Annotated in this window: 15 protein-coding genes; 12 read left to right on the top strand and 3 right to left on the bottom strand. The window is 38.0% G+C overall.

All coding sequences use genetic code 11. The features are described from left to right. Positions 1-71 precede the first annotated feature (71 nt). On the bottom strand, positions 72-1055 hold the full coding sequence (gldB, locus tag IW16_RS14505) for a gliding motility lipoprotein GldB (RefSeq protein ID WP_084694558.1): 984 nt from the start codon (positions 1053-1055) through the stop codon (positions 72-74). 53 nt (positions 1056-1108) lie between these two features. On the opposite strand from gldB, the gene IW16_RS14500 reads away from it, so the two are divergent. The 9 genes from IW16_RS14500 to IW16_RS27275 all read left to right on the top strand — a co-directional run bounded on the left by IW16_RS14500 (position 1109) and on the right by IW16_RS27275 (position 8770). Continuing rightward, positions 1109-1750, top strand: a complete 642-nt coding sequence (locus tag IW16_RS14500; protein WP_034746285.1) for a leucine-rich repeat domain-containing protein — start codon at positions 1109-1111, stop codon at positions 1748-1750. Between the two features lie 9 nt (positions 1751-1759). After that, positions 1760-2287: a GNAT family N-acetyltransferase gene (locus IW16_RS14495; RefSeq protein WP_034745580.1), complete on the top strand. Its 528-nt coding sequence runs from the start codon at positions 1760-1762 to the stop codon at positions 2285-2287. A 226-nt stretch (positions 2288-2513) separates the two neighbouring features. Next, entirely contained in the window at positions 2514-3308 is a 795-nt protein-coding gene (gene nadE, locus IW16_RS14490) for an NAD(+) synthase (RefSeq protein WP_034745577.1), read from the top strand. A 22-nt stretch (positions 3309-3330) separates the two neighbouring features. After that, the gene (locus IW16_RS14485) at positions 3331-3846 is read left to right on the top strand and encodes a ribonuclease domain-containing protein (protein WP_034745574.1); all 516 of its coding nucleotides are present in this window, start codon (positions 3331-3333) and stop codon (positions 3844-3846) included. Then, positions 3833-4450 (top strand): matrixin family metalloprotease, encoded by a 618-nt coding sequence (locus IW16_RS14480; RefSeq protein WP_034745571.1) that lies wholly within the window; start codon positions 3833-3835, stop codon positions 4448-4450. The genes IW16_RS14485 and IW16_RS14480 overlap by 14 nt, the downstream gene beginning before the upstream one ends. Next, positions 4447-4767 carry a barstar family protein gene (locus tag IW16_RS14475; protein WP_034745567.1) on the top strand — a complete coding sequence of 107 codons (321 nt, stop codon included), beginning with the start codon at positions 4447-4449 and terminating at the stop codon, positions 4765-4767. The genes IW16_RS14480 and IW16_RS14475 overlap by 4 nt, the downstream gene beginning before the upstream one ends. A gap of 118 nt (positions 4768-4885) precedes the next feature. Continuing rightward, a complete protein-coding gene (locus IW16_RS25750) occupies positions 4886-6136 on the top strand; it encodes a hypothetical protein (protein WP_051890306.1) in 1251 nt (416 codons plus the stop codon). A gap of 72 nt (positions 6137-6208) precedes the next feature. Beyond that, on the top strand, positions 6209-7456 hold the full coding sequence (locus tag IW16_RS25745; protein WP_131327902.1) for a hypothetical protein: 1248 nt from the start codon (positions 6209-6211) through the stop codon (positions 7454-7456). Between the two features lie 66 nt (positions 7457-7522). Next, positions 7523-8770 (top strand): hypothetical protein, encoded by a 1248-nt coding sequence (locus IW16_RS27275; protein WP_051890302.1) that lies wholly within the window; start codon positions 7523-7525, stop codon positions 8768-8770. A gap of 77 nt (positions 8771-8847) precedes the next feature. Here IW16_RS27275 and IW16_RS14455 read toward each other — a convergent pair whose 3' ends face one another. Continuing rightward, complete coding sequence (locus IW16_RS14455; RefSeq protein ID WP_034745564.1) at positions 8848-10164, bottom strand: T9SS type A sorting domain-containing protein; 1317 nt, start codon at positions 10162-10164, stop codon at positions 8848-8850. A 149-nt stretch (positions 10165-10313) separates the two neighbouring features. Between IW16_RS14455 and IW16_RS14450 the strand changes: the two genes are divergently transcribed. Both IW16_RS14450 and IW16_RS14445 read left to right on the top strand, forming a co-directional pair. Then, on the top strand, positions 10314-11957 hold the full coding sequence (locus tag IW16_RS14450) for a response regulator transcription factor (protein ID WP_034745561.1): 1644 nt from the start codon (positions 10314-10316) through the stop codon (positions 11955-11957). Further along, the gene (locus tag IW16_RS14445) at positions 11954-13084 is read left to right on the top strand and encodes a tetratricopeptide repeat protein (protein ID WP_034745558.1); all 1131 of its coding nucleotides are present in this window, start codon (positions 11954-11956) and stop codon (positions 13082-13084) included. The genes IW16_RS14450 and IW16_RS14445 overlap by 4 nt, the downstream gene beginning before the upstream one ends. Before the next feature lie 491 nt (positions 13085-13575). On the opposite strand, the gene pafA is transcribed toward IW16_RS14445, so the two are convergent. After that, positions 13576-15222, bottom strand: a complete 1647-nt coding sequence (gene pafA / locus IW16_RS14440; RefSeq protein WP_034745555.1) for an alkaline phosphatase PafA — start codon at positions 15220-15222, stop codon at positions 13576-13578. A 217-nt stretch (positions 15223-15439) separates the two neighbouring features. On the opposite strand from pafA, the gene IW16_RS14435 reads away from it, so the two are divergent. Next, entirely contained in the window at positions 15440-16477 is a 1038-nt protein-coding gene (locus IW16_RS14435; protein WP_034745552.1) for a tetratricopeptide repeat protein, read from the top strand. Positions 16478-16492 lie beyond the last annotated feature (15 nt).

Genomic DNA, 16492 nt, shown 5'->3' with positions numbered 1-16492 from the left:
GTATGTTTTTAAAAATAAATTAAAAAAAATAACCTTCAAATTGACTTGAAGGTTATCATTTATTTTGACTGTTACGGTTTTTTCGGCTTATACACCGCTTCATTGAAGATTTTGGTAGCATCGAGCTTTAGGAACTCTACCAGTTTGGTTTCAGGTTTTTGTTTGAAATATGCCTTGCAGATCTGCCATCCTGTAAAGATTCCAATCTGAGGTGAAGACTCGTTATCAATTTCTGTATAGAATTTTGAAAATGGTCCGGGAGAAATGAAACGTTCGACCAGTCTGGGATCATCTCCGAAGATCAGATTACTTTCCACGAAATAATTCCAGATATTAGACTCATTGGCTACAGCCCACTCATACTGCTTTTTGGTATAGTTCATTTTCAGATAATCAGGTGTATCGGGAAGAAAAGCATCCTGCAGTATCATGATTTTACCATTCAGAATAACCTTGTCAATGAATTTCTGGTGATCAGGAGATTCTGTCACAATGCTTTCAGCAAAGATCTGAGAAACTTTGGGAACAATATTCTGCGGGTTCATCGACTTCTGAAAATACAGCTCAAGTCCTTTATAATTGGCATTGCCATCTCCCATAAATCCGGTAATATCGATAAACAGAAGGTTTCCTTTTGAGTCATAAAAAATAGGATCCTGAACCATCTGCAATGCAGAAGAAAACAAATAGACTTTAGGGTTTTTGAACTGCGGGAAATAATATTTGATGTGAGAAAAGAGATCCTGAAGTTCTTTCTGAAGCTTGGCCTGATCTATTTTGCCGGCTGCTTCTTTGTAGAGCTTAATTTCTTCTGCATCTGCTCTTCTTTTTCCAAAATCTGCGTCAGAAACCGTTCCCTGAAACCACGGAAACTTAGCCTTAAACTGATCCAAAGGCATCGCAGGATTATAAAATTCTTTGGAAATATCCGTCATTTCAACTTTTTCGGCGGTCTCTTTTACTTCTACTTTCCATTGATTTTCAGATTCTTTTTTACATGAATCCAAAGCAAGAACTAAAATGGAAGAAAGGGCAATAATTCTAAAAATCTTCATTATTTTTACATGAAATTTAAGTGTACAAAAATAAGGGATTAAAAACACAATGGATGATGAAAATTAAAATATTTGCAACCCTTAGCCTGATTATTTCAGGATTTTCTCCTTTCTGCACCCAAAAACTCAATTTTAAAGATCAAAACTTTGAAAAAGCTGTGCTCGAAAATTTCGATCTTGATAAAAACGGTTCACTTGAACAGATGGAAGCAGATGCTGTTACTAATTTATTCCTCGTTCAGAAAGGCATTAAATCTGCAGATGATGTAAGTCTTTTTAAGAATGCTAAAATGATTGTACTTGATGACAATACCATTTCCAGCATTTCTATTTCCGGTTTATCCCATCTTAATCTGTTTTCCTGTACCGGATGTGGAATGTCTTCATTTAAGGCAGAAGCTCTTAACAGCCTGGGTTCACTCTATCTTGACAACAACCTTCTGGAGAACTTTTTAGTAAAAGAAACTCCACAAATTAATCAATTAACATTATCTTTAAATCAATTAAGAACCATCAATATCACACTGCTCAAAAACTTAAGAAAGCTTAACATCGAACATAATAAAATTCAAAAACTTGATATTTCCGGAAACCCTGTTCTTCAAACGCTTAATGTGGCAGGAAATAAATTGAAAGAAACAGATATAAAAAAGGGAGTAAAATCCGATGTTACGATTTTCGGAACTGAGCCATAAATTAATACTATGAAAATAGAAACTAAAAGACTGATCTTACGAAAACTTGAAGAAACTGATGTTGAAAGGATGTTTCTGCTTGATTCTAACCCGGAAGTAATGAAATATATTGGCGTTCCAATACTTACAGAAAAAAGTCAATCATTGGGAGTGATCCGTATGATCAGGAATCAGTATGATAAAAACGGTACCGGAAGGCTGGCCGTCATTGAAAAAGAAACCGGATTACTAATCGGCTGGAGCGGACTGAAATTACTGACTGAAGAGATCAATGGTTATAAAAACGTTCTGGATCTCGGCTATCGTTATTTACCCGAATCATGGGGGAAAGGCTATGCAATGGAGGCAGCAAGAGCATCTCTCGATCTTGGATTTATTGATATGAAGGCCGATGCGATCTATGCATTTGCCCATTCTGAAAATGCCGGATCCAATCATATTTTAACAAAATTAGGCTTTGAGAAAACCAATGAATTTGAAGAACCTGACGGGATCTGTAACTGGTATGAACTCAAACGCGAAAAATATTTACCATAATATAAGGAGAGAATCGGAGGATCAGATGACAGCTGGTACTTCGCAGACATTTCAATGATCCTAAGTTTGGTTACGAAAAAAAACCAGTAATTTTGGAATCTCTTTTCCGTTTGAAATTTCTGAAGCTGCCAGAATGGCTGTTGAACTAATAAAAAACGGATTAAAAAATATAAAAGGGGTAGTAAAATACCCTCAGGAATTTGGAACAGACTAAAAAATATAAATAATGCAGACTCAAAAAGTAACAGATCATATTGTACAGTGGTTAAAAGATTATGCTGTAAAATCCAAAGTAAACGGATATGTCATTGGGGTTTCCGGAGGTGTAGATTCGGGAGTAGTTTCCACACTTGCAGCCATGACAGGATTGAAAACGCTTTTGATCGAAATGCCGATCCGTCAGAAACCTGATCAAATCGACCGTGCGTGGGAGCATATGAATGATCTAAAATCAAGGTTTCCTAATGTAGAAGCAATGTCTGTGAACCTGACCCCTGCTTTTGAAGAGCTTTATAAAACATTTGATGTAAAAGACGATCTGTATCCAAATGAGAAACTGGCTTTTGCCAATACAAGATCCCGTTTGAGAATGCTAACCCTTTATTATTACGGACAGCTGAACGGTCTTCTGGTATGTGGAACAGGAAATAAAGTGGAAGATTTCGGAATCGGTTTTTATACGAAGTACGGTGACGGCGGTGTAGATGTCTCTCCTATTGCAGATCTTTACAAGACTGAAGTATATACACTGGCGAGATCTTTAAATTTGGTTAAAAATATTCAGGAAGCGATTCCTACAGACGGTTTGTGGGATGCAGAAAGAACAGATGAACAGCAGATCGGAGCTACGTATCCCGAACTGGAAAAAATTCAAAAGGAATATGGAACCAAAACAGCTGACGATTATGAAGGCCGGGATAAAGAGGTATTTTTAATTTTTGACAGAATGCACAAAGCAGCACAACATAAAATAAATCCTATACCGGTTTGCGACATTCCCGAAGAATGGAGAAATGACTAATTCTAAGTAATTATAAGCATATATGAACGGTAAAATAAGATCAGTATTTTTCATTTGTCTTGGGCTTCTCTTCGGAATGTCTGTGATGTATATCTACAATAATTTTATTGCAGACAAAAAGGGAAACACTGAACCTGCAAAAACAGAGGCAGCTACCTATGGAAGCAATTCCACCAATTCTCAAAGCAACAACAACGATTCTTCATCACAATCAATTGACCAACTGACTGAAGAGAAAACAGTCATTAATTATGTAAAACAGAATCACAGGCTTCCTGATTATTATATCACTAAAAGCGAGGCTAGAAAGTCGGGCTGGAATCCTTCAAAAGGAAACCTCTGCGATGTACTGCCGGGAAGAGCTATAGGGGGTGACAAGTTCAGTAACCGTGAGAAAAGGCTTGCCGGAGATCAGAAATATTATGAAGCTGATGTGAACTACCGCTGTGGAAACCGAAATGCAGACCGGATCATTTTTACAGACAATGGCGATGTTTATCTGACTAAAAACCATTATAAGAGTTTTGAAAAGCAGTAATCTTTATGGCCTGGCAGCACTCCTATTTCTGGCATTTTCATGTTCGGAAAAACAGCAGCAGCCTGAAAAAAGCAGTGAGTCAATGACCATACTGATTCAGCCCTTCAAAGATTTCAGTTCTGAAAATACTGCAAAAACTACGGAAGAAATCAAAAAGATCTATCCTAAAGTACAGGTTCTGGAGGCTATTGATTTTCCTGCAAATGCTTACTATAAGGAAAGAAACCGCTATCGCGCAGATTCTATCATTAAATTTTTAAACAGCCGGACAAAAGAAGGTTTTGTCACTATTGGTCTGACTTCAAAAGACATCAGTGTCACCAAAGGAAAAATAAAAGACTATGGAATCATGGGCCTTGGCTACAGACCTGGCAAAGCCTGTGTAGCTTCAAAATACAGACTGGATAAAAAAAATGCCGATAAGCAGTTCTTTAAAATAGCCATACATGAACTGGGACATACACAGGGACTGAAACACTGTCCTGAAAAAACATGTTTCATGAGAGATGCAGAAGGTGGAAATCCTACTGACGAGGAGAAAGATTTCTGCCAGAAATGCAAAACTTTTTTAATCAATAAAAACTGGAAATTTAATTCTATATGAAGACAATATATATCGATTTTACAGACATAGGCGACTACGAAGATTTTTACGCCCAATTAAAAGAAAAAATAACTCTTCCTGATTATTTTGGAGATAATCTGGATGCGCTTTCTGATGTCATTACGGGCGAGCTGGAGATGCCGCTTGACCTTGAATTCGTTAATATGACAGTTGATCAGCTTGAGATTTTTGAAGATCTGCTGACAACGCTGGAAGATGCAGAAGATGAAAGAGAAGATTTCAGTTTCACCTATTATCTGGAGCAGTACGAAGATGACGAGGAGGACGACGATGAACAGCCAGAAGAGGAAAAATAACTAAATACATCAACTGCAATAGGTTAATTAAATATAACTTTCTTTTTTAGTGTGTTTTCAAAATAAAAGATTAATATTTGCAACACAGCAATCATTAATCTTCTTGTAAAATCAAACTATGAAAAGAGTACAATTTTCTATTCTATTCTTATTGGTGAATTCTACCTTCCTCACCGCACAGCTAGGTATAAACAATCCATCACCTGCCTCCACACTGGATATTACTGCAAAGAATTCTACAGGAACATCTGCGAATACCGATGGATTGTTAGTACCCCGGGTAGACCGGCAAAGGGCACAAGCGATGTCTGCCATTCCAGTATCGACGCTTATTTATGTAAACAATATCGCTACAGGAACACTGGCGGGTACAGCAGCTAACATTAATGCTGTAGGATATTATTATTTTAACGGAACCCTTTGGACAAAACTGGTTACTCCGGTGAACATTTATAATTCTGACGGGACCTTAACGGGGCCCCGAACTGTAACAACCAACGGAAATCTTTTAACCTTCGTCAATGGGGCTAACAATGTAAAGGTAATCACCTCTGCAACCGAAGGAGCACTATCTGCCAACGGCTCATCAAGAGGATGGCTAAATCTCATCGGAGGATCTTCAAATTTTGATTATTATGTAGATACTACCGGTGTTGTGCAGATTAATTCTTCCGGAAATTCAACTAAATTCAGTGTAGGTTCAACTAATGCTACTTCTCTAGCTCTAAGAACAAACAATATTGAAAGATTTATCGTTCTAAGTAGTGGAAATGTTGGTATAGGAACCACTGTCCCTAATACAAAACTGGAAATATCTTCAGGTACAACTAATGTTTCAGGTACAAGATTTACCAACTTAAATTCGGCATCTCCTATTAGTACAGGACAAACCTTAGGGGTAGACAGTGTGGGTAATGTAATTACGGTTGCCAATCCAACTGCCGCCAGCGTAACAACCGCTTCTGTTAACAGCACAACGGGTGCCAGTTTCAACGTCAATGATACTGCGGCTACCATGGTTCCGGGAACCTCTCAGACTGTAACTATTCCTGCAGGAGGAAAAGCTCTGTTCATCAATTTTATGTTGGGCATTGATTATGGAAGCAATCCTGCGGGAAGTGGTGCCTCCTATTATGAAGCCAGATTATACATAGACGGTGTTGCTACAGATTGCTATATGCGTACCCAGGAATATGGCCCGGGTGGATTCAGTGCACAGTTCAGCTTTAATACGGTGAAATTTCTTACCGCCGGAAATCATACTGTAGATGTGAGAATGACAAGAACTTTTAATAACGGAGTTGCTTCTGGTATCAATATGCTCTGTATCCCTATTTCTATGTCGTTTAATGCCACTTATTTAAATTAATTGAAATATACAGGCGCTGCCAGTACAGTTTCTTATTCTCAAAAAATGAAGTATCATCTAAAAAAAATTCCCATGAAAAGAATACCATTCTCCATTATACTCACTATTTTCAGTTCTTCACTCATCTCCGCACAGATGGGTATCAATAATACTTCCCCACTTTCCACATTAGATATTACTGCTAAAAATGCTACAGGTATCTCCACAAATGTAGATGGAATTCTGGTACCCAGAGTAGACAGGCAGAGAGCACAAAACATGAACAGTGTTCCCGTTTCTACAATGATTTATGTAAATAATATTGCTACAGGAACCCAGACCGATACAGCTGCCAATATAGATGCAACGGGATATTATTATTACAACGGAACTGCCTGGATAAAATTAAACCCTATTAATAATATCTATACTACAGACGGCACTTTAGGCGGAATCCGAACTGTAACAACCAATGGAAATACCGTCAATTTTGCAAACGGAACCACCAGTGTAGGAGTCACCACCACGGCAACCGAAGGAAAATTTTCTGCCGGTAGCCCAACAAGAGGTTCAATTACTTTATCTGCAGGCACAAATATAGTGTACACCTATGTAGACGATGCCAGTGCTGCACAAATAAATTCTTCAGGAACTTCTACAAAATTAAGTATCGGAACGACTAATGCATCACCTCTTGCTCTTAAAACAAATGGTACAGAAAGACTGACGCTGCTGAGTAATGGAAATGTAGGTATTGGAACAACTACTCCTTCTTCAGCATTTGAACTAGCTTCGGGAACAGCTAATACCTCAGGATTAAGATTTACCAATCTTAGTTCTTCCGCTCCCATAAATACGGGGCAGGCACTGGGTGTAGATGCCAGTGGAAATGTAGTGACTGTGGCCAATCCCAGCCCTACGAATGTAAGTGTTTCTTCAGTAAACAGTACCTCTGAGGCTAACTTTAATGTCAACGATCTTGCGGCAACTATCGTATCCGGAACATCGCAGCCGATTACTGTTCCTGCGGGTGGAAAAGCTTTATTTATCAATTTTATGCTTGGTGTAGACTACGCTAATAATCCGCTAGGCAGCGGAACAGCATATTATGAAGCAAGATTATACATAGACGGAGTGGCAACAGACTGTTATATGCGTACGCAGGAAGTGGGAATAAGCACCAATGCATCTTTCACCATGAGTACCATTAAGTTTCTTGCTGCCGGAAATCATACGATCGATGTCAGAATGCAGCGAACTTTCAATAATGGGACAACTTCAGGGGCCAATATGCTTTGTACCCCAATATCGATGTCGTTTAATGCCTCTTATCTAAATTAATCTTAAGCGAAATAAGGTATAGCAATGAAATATTGCAAAAATTAATCATTATCTTAAAATTACGTCATGAAAAGATTTCAACTCTCTATCCTATGTGTATTAGCAGGCATTTCATTTGCCATCGCACAAACGGGAATTAATAATAATGCACCTTTATCGACGCTGGATATCACTGCAAAAAATGCGACAGGTATCACTACTAACGTAGATGGACTACTGATTCCACGGGTAGACAGGCAAAGGGCACAAAGTATGACTTCCGTTCCCGTTTCAACGTTGATTTATGTAAACAGTGTCGCTACAGGAGCATTAACCGGAACTGCCGCGAATATAGATACTACAGGATATTATTATTTTAACGGAACGGTCTGGACAAAAATAGACACCCCCGTGAATATCTATAATTCAAACGGAACATTGGCAGGACAAAGAACCATAACAACCAATGGCAATCCTTTACTCTTTATAAACGGAGACACCAGCACCGGATTTGTAACAAGCTCAATTCTGGGAACTATCGCTGCAACCGGATCTACAAGAGCAGCCTTAACCTTGACCGGAGGAGCTGCCAACCTTGATATTTATGCAGATGATGCCAATCAGACACAGATTAATTCTTACGGAAACTCAACCAGATTAACGATAGGTACCAACAATGCCAATCCTCTTGCTTTAAAAGCTAACGGAACAGAAAAAATCACCATACTCAGTAACGGAAATGTCGGGGTAGGTACTGCCACACCTAACACAAGATTTGAAATAGCTTCAGGTACAGCCAATACCTCAGGGTTAAAATTAACAAACCTTACTTCTGCTTCCCCAATTGGCACAGGACAGTCTATAGGAGTAGATGCAACAGGAAATATAATCACAGTGGCTAATCCTACTCCAGCCAGCATCAACACAGCAACTGTAAACAGTACTACCGGTACCGATTATAATGTAAATGACCTTGTTGCCACTATAGTAACAGGAACGTCTCAATCTATTACCATCCCCGCAGGTGGTAAATCTTTATTCATTAATTTTATGCTTGGAATTGATTATGTAGGCAGCCCTGTAGGGGGTGGACTGGCCACTTATGAAGCAAGACTGTATATTGATGGAGTCGCAACAGACTGCTATCTCCGTACCCAGGAATCTTCAGCTGGAGCCAACACCCAATTTACCATCAATACCGTAAAATTTCTTACTGCCGGAAATCATACTGTAGACGTAAGAATGATCCGGGCAGTTAATAATGGAACGACCTCCGGTGCTAATATGCCCTGCCGCCCCATTTCAATGTCTTTTAATGCTTCCTATATCAATTAAAGAAAATATATACAAAACTCGCAGAAAATTCTGCGAGTTTTTTAGTCAGATCTTTTTAAGTGTGTCTAATTTTACTTTTACTGTCTGATCAATTTAAAACTTTGTGAAGTTTCCCCCTTCACGAAAATATGCAGGATATAGTTTCCTTTGGATAAAGAAGAAACATCTATTCGGTCTTCCACAACCAGGTCTGTCTTTACTTTCTGACCGACCATATTGTATATTTCTACTTTTTCAATCTTGTTGATTCCTTTGAAATAAAGAATATCTTTTACCGGATTGGGATAAATGGACAGGCTGCTGTGCTGTTTTGTGCTTTCACTTGTAGAAAGCTGTATTTTAGAAAGATCCAGATAAAATGCAACAATCTGATTGGATGCATTGGTTCCTATTCCTGCAATTCTTTTTCCGTCCCGGGAAATGGCCAAAGGCAGGGACATATTAACACCCTGTGTATTTAATCCCAAACTTACTGCGTAATCATTAAGGTTTATGCGCCCACCTGCCTCAGTCCATATAAAGCCTTCTCCGGACATTGGAGGTGCTGCAAAAGCTCTGAAAAATCCGACTACATTTTTACCGTCAGCAGAGATTCCGGTTGCTCCTCCCCTGAAGAAGAAGGAGGAATTGGGATGTGTAATATAAGTAAGACCCGTCGTGCTGTTCCATACGTATGGATTAGGCATGGCAGAACCTATGATGGCCGTTCCGTCTGCAGAAACATCTCCTGCTTCGCCTACATAATCACCGTTACTGTCTGTTATAAAACTCTCCGTTCCATTGATCCACATGGCTCCGCTTCTGGTTCCATTATCCTGATCCTGCCATCCTACAATCACGGATCCGTCTGCATTGATGGCATTTGCTCTGGAGCTTCGGTCGGGAACTGTACTTCCAAGATCTGTAACTCCATTAATGGCATCCCATTTTACAGCATGTGCATTTCCGGCAGTCAGCCATCCTAATCCCACGATGGTATTTCCGTCCGGAGACATTCCCCAGGTAGAACTTACATGACCGTCCCAGCCTGTCGGAACCAGTCCTCCATGATTGGTCCAGGAAGCAGAAGCGGTATCATATGTTGATATCTCATTGAATCCAGTTCCTGAATTGGTTGTAGAAGATCCTATTTTACTTCCATCAGCGGTAATCAATGTTCTTCCGGCAGCAGGATATCCGTTAGAGAGTGACCCAATCTGAACAAGACCGTTCAGCTCATCCCATTTAAAAATCTGACCTGAACTGGTATGCATGCTCACCACACCACCATCAGAAATACCTCCTACGGTGTAATTCCCCACCGCCATCACCGTAACCTGTGCACCAGCTAATGCAAAACCAAGCATAAAGCAAGCATATAAAGTTTTCATTGAAATTCTGTAAATCTTTTTCATAATTAATTAAGTTTAATATTTAGAATTGGTGAAAACAATATTAATATTATATTTACCTTTTTAAAAGAATTTGACTTACATAATTCATGAAATTTAAAAGAACTAAAAATATAAATCATTAAAATACAACCATATAACAAAAATTTATTTTGAGGACAGATCACTGGAAAGCTGTAAGAAAAATCGAAAAAAACTCATTTTTTAACCAGAATATTTGGATCCGGACCATTCAACTTCTATTCATTATTCTCTGTTCGGTTCTGATCAGAGCACAATCAGGCCCGGACTTTACTATTCTGGCTGATAAAGCCTTTCAAAAATTGTATCAAAATCCTGATGAATGTATCAGCTATTCTCAAAGCCTTCTCATAAGCGACCAGAATCCGGAACACAGAATTGTGCTGCAAAATATCATCTCTCAGGCTTATGCTATGAAAGGAGATTATATCCAGTCCGTCAATATTTACAGTCAGAATGAAGATTCAGAAGAAAAAGAGGATCTTTCTTATTTCCTGCAGGCTGCCGGTGATTATAATCTGGCTGATCAGTATCAGAATCTGGACCTTTTCAACCAGTCACAACAAATTATTTCCGGCCTTTTAGCTGATCGTAAATTATTGAAAGATGATCATTCGAGGATGAATGTCATTACTGCTAAGCTTTATCAGCTTCAGGCCATTAATTTTGGAATTAACAGAAACTATCATGAAGATTTGGAGAATCTCAGCAAAAGTGATCAGTACCTCAACTTCAGTAACAGGGAAAACGGGATTCTGAGAATAGAGAACAGGATTTTCAGAGCTTCTTTTTTAATGAGACAGAATAAACCGGAAGAAGCCAGATATCTGCTGGAATCTACAATTGTTCTTATCGAAAAGAGTACAGAAAATTATTTTCTTCAAGCACTGACCCATGAGAACCTCGCCCGTTATTACTTTTTAACGGAGGACTATGTTACCGCATCGGAAATACTTGAAAAAGGACTTTCCAAAATAGAGAATCTTCCTTACAACAGTCTGAAAGCAAAAATTTATGAATCTTTATCCAAGAATTATTTTGCGCTTCATGACGATGAAAAATACCATGAGTACAACAAACTCTATACTGAGCTTCGGACCAGACTGGACTCCAGTAAGAAGGAAGGCATACGATATATTGTTAAACTGGTGGAAATCAACCAGAGCAAAAATCTGGAGTTCCGGACTCAGAAGGAATTGAAAAAGATAAGTATCATTTCTTCAGTTTTCCTGATTATTATTACCGGGCTTCTCCTTTGTTTTATGATCCTTAAAAGCACCCGTAAAGATCTTAAAAAGCAACTGGATTTTTTTGAAAAACAGAAAATTCAGGAAAAAACAAAGACTGGAAGTCTTTCAAAAGAAGTACCCTCTGCCCATAAAGCCACCGAAAAGGACCCGAATAAAATTTCAAAAGAGAAAGAAAATGAAATCCTTCAAAAGCTGGAAGAATGGGAAAAGGAACAGCGCTATCTTGACAAAAGCATGACACTTTCCATGCTGTCATCCCAAATGGGTGTGAATACCAAGTATCTTTCGGAAGTAATCAACAGCAGTAAAGGCAAGAATTTCAACGGCTACATCAATGAACTAAGGATCAATCACATTGCCCTCCTTCTTCGGACAGACCCTGCCTATCTTAACTATAAGGTCAGTTATTTGGCAGAATATTCGGGGTTTTCGTCGCACAGTGCCTTTACAACGGTCTTCCGATCTGTGACCGGAATGTCTCCAAACGCCTATATCCAGGAAATCAGTAAAAGCACCGCATCATGAAACTGATATTAAAAATAATAACCGGAATTTTTCTAAGCTTCTGCTTTGAGGTTTCAGGGCAGAAGATTCCTTTTGACTCATTGATGAAAAAAGCCCGTCTTGAGATCTATGATAATCCGGATCATGCGATCATTACCGCCAAAAGCCTGTTGGGACAAGAACAGAATATTCAGCAGCAGATCAGTATTTATCAGCTTCTTTCTACCGCGCATATTGCGAAAAGAGATTTTGACAGGTCTCTTCAGTATTTATTAAAAGCTAAAGAAACCGCCGAAAAAACGAATGACCTGAAGATCCGTACCAGTGTTCTGATCTCAGCGGCTATCCAATACCAGCAGATGGAACTTTTCAGCAAAAGCCTTGAAACTCTTAATGAAGCAGACCTGTATCTCAAAAAGCTTCCGGATGATCTTCCTGAAAAACGTATTGAAACTGCCAGAAGTTATGCGATCCGGGGAATGATTTATAAAAGCCAGTCTAATCCTGAAATTGCTCTGGAAAAATTTCTGATTTCTATTCGGAATTTTGAAAAAATACAGCATAAGCAAACGACCTACTCCAATATGAGTGTTGTATATTATAACATCGGCTACTGCTACCTTCATCTCAATCAGCTTGAAAAAGCCCACCAGGCACTGATCAGATCTGCTGAATATGCCAGAAAAAACAAAGCAAAAAGCCTGGAAGCATTTGCTTTGAAAGGTATGGCAGAAATGTATAAGCAAAAAAAAGAGAATGAAACCGCATTGGAACTACTGATCAAAGCTGAAGATTTAAGCAAAAACACAGGTGATCTCACCCTCAACGAAGGAATATATAAGGAAATGTCCGAAAATTATCTGGCCATTGGAAAGCCGGATCTGTATCAAAAATACAGCAGGAAATATTTTGAAATGCGTTTTCAACGAGAGCAAAATGAACTGAGTTCCATTAACCACTCTATCAACGAGCATAACAGAGAAACTCTGCTAAAAAGCAGTAAAATGAAAACCCGTTTCCACTACCTTACCGTAATTATTTTGATTTCTGCCGTCCTTATCATTGCACTGCTATTTGCTCTTATTTTTAAAATCAAAAAGCAGAATAATCAGTACAAAAGAAAAATTCAAGGATTGATAAGATTTTGAGTTTGCAAGTAATAAATAATGACGACCGAAAAAAAGCATTCCTTTCAGAATGCTCTGTATAACTTATGAGACAATATTTTATGATTAGAATCAGGGCTGATAATCATTACACACCTGTTACATATCGTCACAGATCGGTAAGTGTTCCAATTCTTTTGCTTTCAGACAAACATGATTACAGCAAAAATGGCCGGACGGACACCTCTGATCGACCGAACATGAGATATTTGCAGCACTTCCCTTGATCATTTGAAGATCTTTTCTTGATAATTTTTTCATGATAGAATATTTAATTTTTCAAATATAACAATATATCCCTATTGTAAGAATTAATTTAGAAAAAAATAAGATTCTGGTAAAGAGGTCCTAACATTGATCACATATCCGAAATATTTAATAAAAACCAAGATTTGAATTTCTATAGAGTAAGGGATACATCACAAAAAAACATTCCCCGAAAGGAATGTTTTTATATACTATATGATTTGAAATTATCTTCCGATAACCTCCGTAATCGGATTTCCTACGTTTCCGCTTGGGAACTGAATCTTCAGTAATGATGAAACGGTTGGGGCTATATCGGTCATATGATACGCCTTATTGCTTTCTCCCTGATGGATTCCCCAGCCCATAAAGATCAATGGAATGTGAGAGTCATAAGAATTCCATACGCTGTGTGTAGTTCCTGTTTTAGAATAAGGAGGAAGCATCGAATCGTGAGAGATCAGCTGAATATCGCCACTTCTCTGTCTGTTGATTCCGTTGATGATTCTCTGTTTGATCGGTTCCGGAATGGTCGCTTCCTGAACTTCATCTACTGATACGGCATATAAAACGGTAGGATCTTTCTGTAGTTCTTTGATGGTAAAATCTCTCAGATCGTCCAGTTCAAGTTTGTTATCCTGCATCAGCTTTCTGTCAAAATAGATCTGATAATTATCTACCGCATTGATCAGTTTATCAACTCCGAATTTATCTTTCAGTTTCTGGTTGATATCTTTTTCCATTCCTTCCCCGAAGAATCCTGTAGCAATCTTATGTTCTTTCAGGAATCCTACAGAATGCGCACCTCCGTGGTCAGCAGAAAGGAAAACCGTATACTGCCCTTTTCCTACTTTTGAATCCAGGTAGCTGAAAAACTGAGCCAAATCCTGGTCAAGTCTCAGATAAACATCTTCTACTTCAATAGAGTTGGGACCGAATTTATGCCCCGCATAATCGGTAGAAGCCAGGTTGATCGCTAAAAAGTCGGTAATATCATCACTTCCTAATTTCTCTCCTTCCACAGAAGCCTCAGCTAATTTAAGCGTCAGTGTATTTCCAAAAGGCGTATAGCGGATATTATCTTTTTTTGTCTGATAGTCTTTAGCCAAATTGCTGTAAGGGAAGACCGGTGTTTTGGCACTTCCCAGTAAGCCCTCCCATGAAGAGTTGTCTGGTGAACTTTCTGTATACTGACTGATCGGAAGTAAGGTATTCCAACCGTTTGCCACTAATTTTTCCGGCAGATTCTGCGCGTTGAAAGATTTCACCCACTGTGGCAGATCATTCATATACCATGTACTTGTAATGAAATTTCCGGTACTGTCGTCAAACCAGAAAGCACCGTTGGGTGTATGTCCTGCAGGAAGAATAGAAGCACGGTCTTTCAGTGAAACCCCGATCACTTTACTCTGAAAATTAGTGGCCAGTCTTAATTCGTCGGTTACTGTGGTAGACCAAAGATTTTTTGGAGAGTGGCTTCCTGTTTTCGTATTGGTTGTTCCTACCGGCTGTACGCTTTCGTCTGCAGTACAGTATACATTTTTACCGGTTTCTTTATCCGTCCAGTCATTTCCGGCAATCCCATGGATTGCTGGTACAGAACCTGTGTAGATGCAGGTGTGCCCCAAAGCAGTAATAGTTGGTACATAGCTGATATGTACATTATTCAGAGAATATCCTGTATTCAGCAGCCTTTTGAAACCATCATTTCCGTATTTACTGTAAAAACGGTACAGATAATCCCACCTCATCTGGTCTACAACTAATCCAACGACTAATTTGGGTCTTTCTAATTGAGAATTTTTGTTCTTCTGAGCATTGATTGTAATCACGGACAATAAAGCCGCTGCCGCAATTGAAATTTTCCTAAGCATCTGGTAAATTTTTATTGACGACAAATTTAGGGGTTTTGAAAGTTTTAGAGTGTGAAATTTCATTTAAATTTAATTAAACCAAATACTCTTTCCATTTTTATCATTTTACCTCATGCTGAAATTACTTTCTACATCTTTGGAAAGTCTTTATCACAAATGAAAGATTCATTACGTTGAAATTTACTTACTTTTACAGCAATAACCAATAGCTTAATTTATGAGTAAGTACATTTCTTTTTTTGTTATTTTCATTCTCACCCAAACAAGTGCCCAAATTAATAAACTACAATTGAATGACAATTGGACAAGGGTAAAATTCAGTATGCTGGACGGAAGCAGAGATCTTTCACAGAGCCCCAGAAAAATCTTAAGATGGCAGATTTCTGATAGCAAGCTTTGCGAATATAAAAATATAATATTTGAAGATCAGAAAGAGTGCAATGATATTAAAATAGAAAATAAAAGTATAAGAACTTCCGAACATGCTTTCTACGAAATTGAAAAATTAACTATTGATTCACTTGTGGTGATTTTAAGAGTCAATGGAGTCACCAATAGCGACAAAATTAATAAAATATGGTTTGTAAGAACCTCGAAATTATATGACGAATATTTCAGTAAAATAAAAAATGACTCTATCATTGAAGCCAACAGAAGCTTTACGCCAACTCTTAAAAAGAATATCTTCTACGATATTACAGGATCATCTAAATTCAATATAAAAGGTAATATTGTTATCTATCCAAAAAAACAAAAAATTGACTTTCAACAAGAAATCAAAGAAGGCTCTCAAAATAATGCAAAGGGTATAGAACTTTTAAAAACAACGATTGAGAAAAGTTTTCACCTGTGGAATATTACAGCTTTTAAAAACTTCGATCAAGTACTTATCCCATATTCTATAACAAGGTATACTAGTTCTGAAGGTTCATCACTAGGAGTTGATTTTTTTAAAGACGATAATAAAAGTAATAATAATATCATTCCTGTAAAAATAGAAAATAGAACGTTATCTGATCAAACTTATTCAAAAGGAATTGGCGCACTTAATGAACAAAAATTAGATAAAGCTATAAACCTCTTTAACAAGGCGTTTGACCTGGATAATACAAATGTAGATGCGCTGTATAATATAGCTTCCATCAGCCTGAACAAAAATGATATACCAACGGCATGTACCGCTTTAAAAAAATTAAAAGATCTTGAACAGACTGAAGGAACAAAAATTTTTAATGAAAGATGCTCAAAAAACTGATTGATTTTCAATTTC

The organism is Chryseobacterium vrystaatense (assembly GCF_000737765.1).
Lineage (GTDB): Bacteria > Bacteroidota > Bacteroidia > Flavobacteriales > Weeksellaceae > Chryseobacterium > Chryseobacterium vrystaatense.
Note: the sequence above shows the minus strand (reverse complement) of the source record. Positions and strands in the feature narration are given on the sequence as shown.

Bases quoted from the DNA above. Each gene is read 5' to 3' on its own strand.
- IW16_RS14455 (WP_034745564.1), bottom strand. From the start codon at position 10,164: ATGAAAAAGATTTACAGAATTTCAATGAAAACTTTATATGCTTGCTTT.
- IW16_RS25745 (WP_131327902.1), top strand. From the start codon at position 6,209: ATGAAAAGAATACCATTCTCCATTATACTCACTATTTTCAGTTCTTCA.
- nadE (WP_034745577.1), top strand. From the start codon at position 2,514: ATGCAGACTCAAAAAGTAACAGATCATATTGTACAGTGGTTAAAAGAT.
- IW16_RS14485 (WP_034745574.1), top strand. From the start codon at position 3,331: ATGAACGGTAAAATAAGATCAGTATTTTTCATTTGTCTTGGGCTTCTC.
- gldB (WP_084694558.1), bottom strand. From the start codon at position 1,055: ATGAAGATTTTTAGAATTATTGCCCTTTCTTCCATTTTAGTTCTTGCT.
- pafA (WP_034745555.1), bottom strand. From the start codon at position 15,222: ATGCTTAGGAAAATTTCAATTGCGGCAGCGGCTTTATTGTCCGTGATT.
- IW16_RS27275 (WP_051890302.1), top strand. From the start codon at position 7,523: ATGAAAAGATTTCAACTCTCTATCCTATGTGTATTAGCAGGCATTTCA.
- IW16_RS14495 (WP_034745580.1), top strand. From the start codon at position 1,760: ATGAAAATAGAAACTAAAAGACTGATCTTACGAAAACTTGAAGAAACT.
- IW16_RS14435 (WP_034745552.1), top strand. From the start codon at position 15,440: ATGAGTAAGTACATTTCTTTTTTTGTTATTTTCATTCTCACCCAAACA.
- IW16_RS25750 (WP_051890306.1), top strand. From the start codon at position 4,886: ATGAAAAGAGTACAATTTTCTATTCTATTCTTATTGGTGAATTCTACC.
- IW16_RS14445 (WP_034745558.1), top strand. From the start codon at position 11,954: ATGAAACTGATATTAAAAATAATAACCGGAATTTTTCTAAGCTTCTGC.
- IW16_RS14500 (WP_034746285.1), top strand. From the start codon at position 1,109: ATGATGAAAATTAAAATATTTGCAACCCTTAGCCTGATTATTTCAGGA.
- IW16_RS14475 (WP_034745567.1), top strand. From the start codon at position 4,447: ATGAAGACAATATATATCGATTTTACAGACATAGGCGACTACGAAGAT.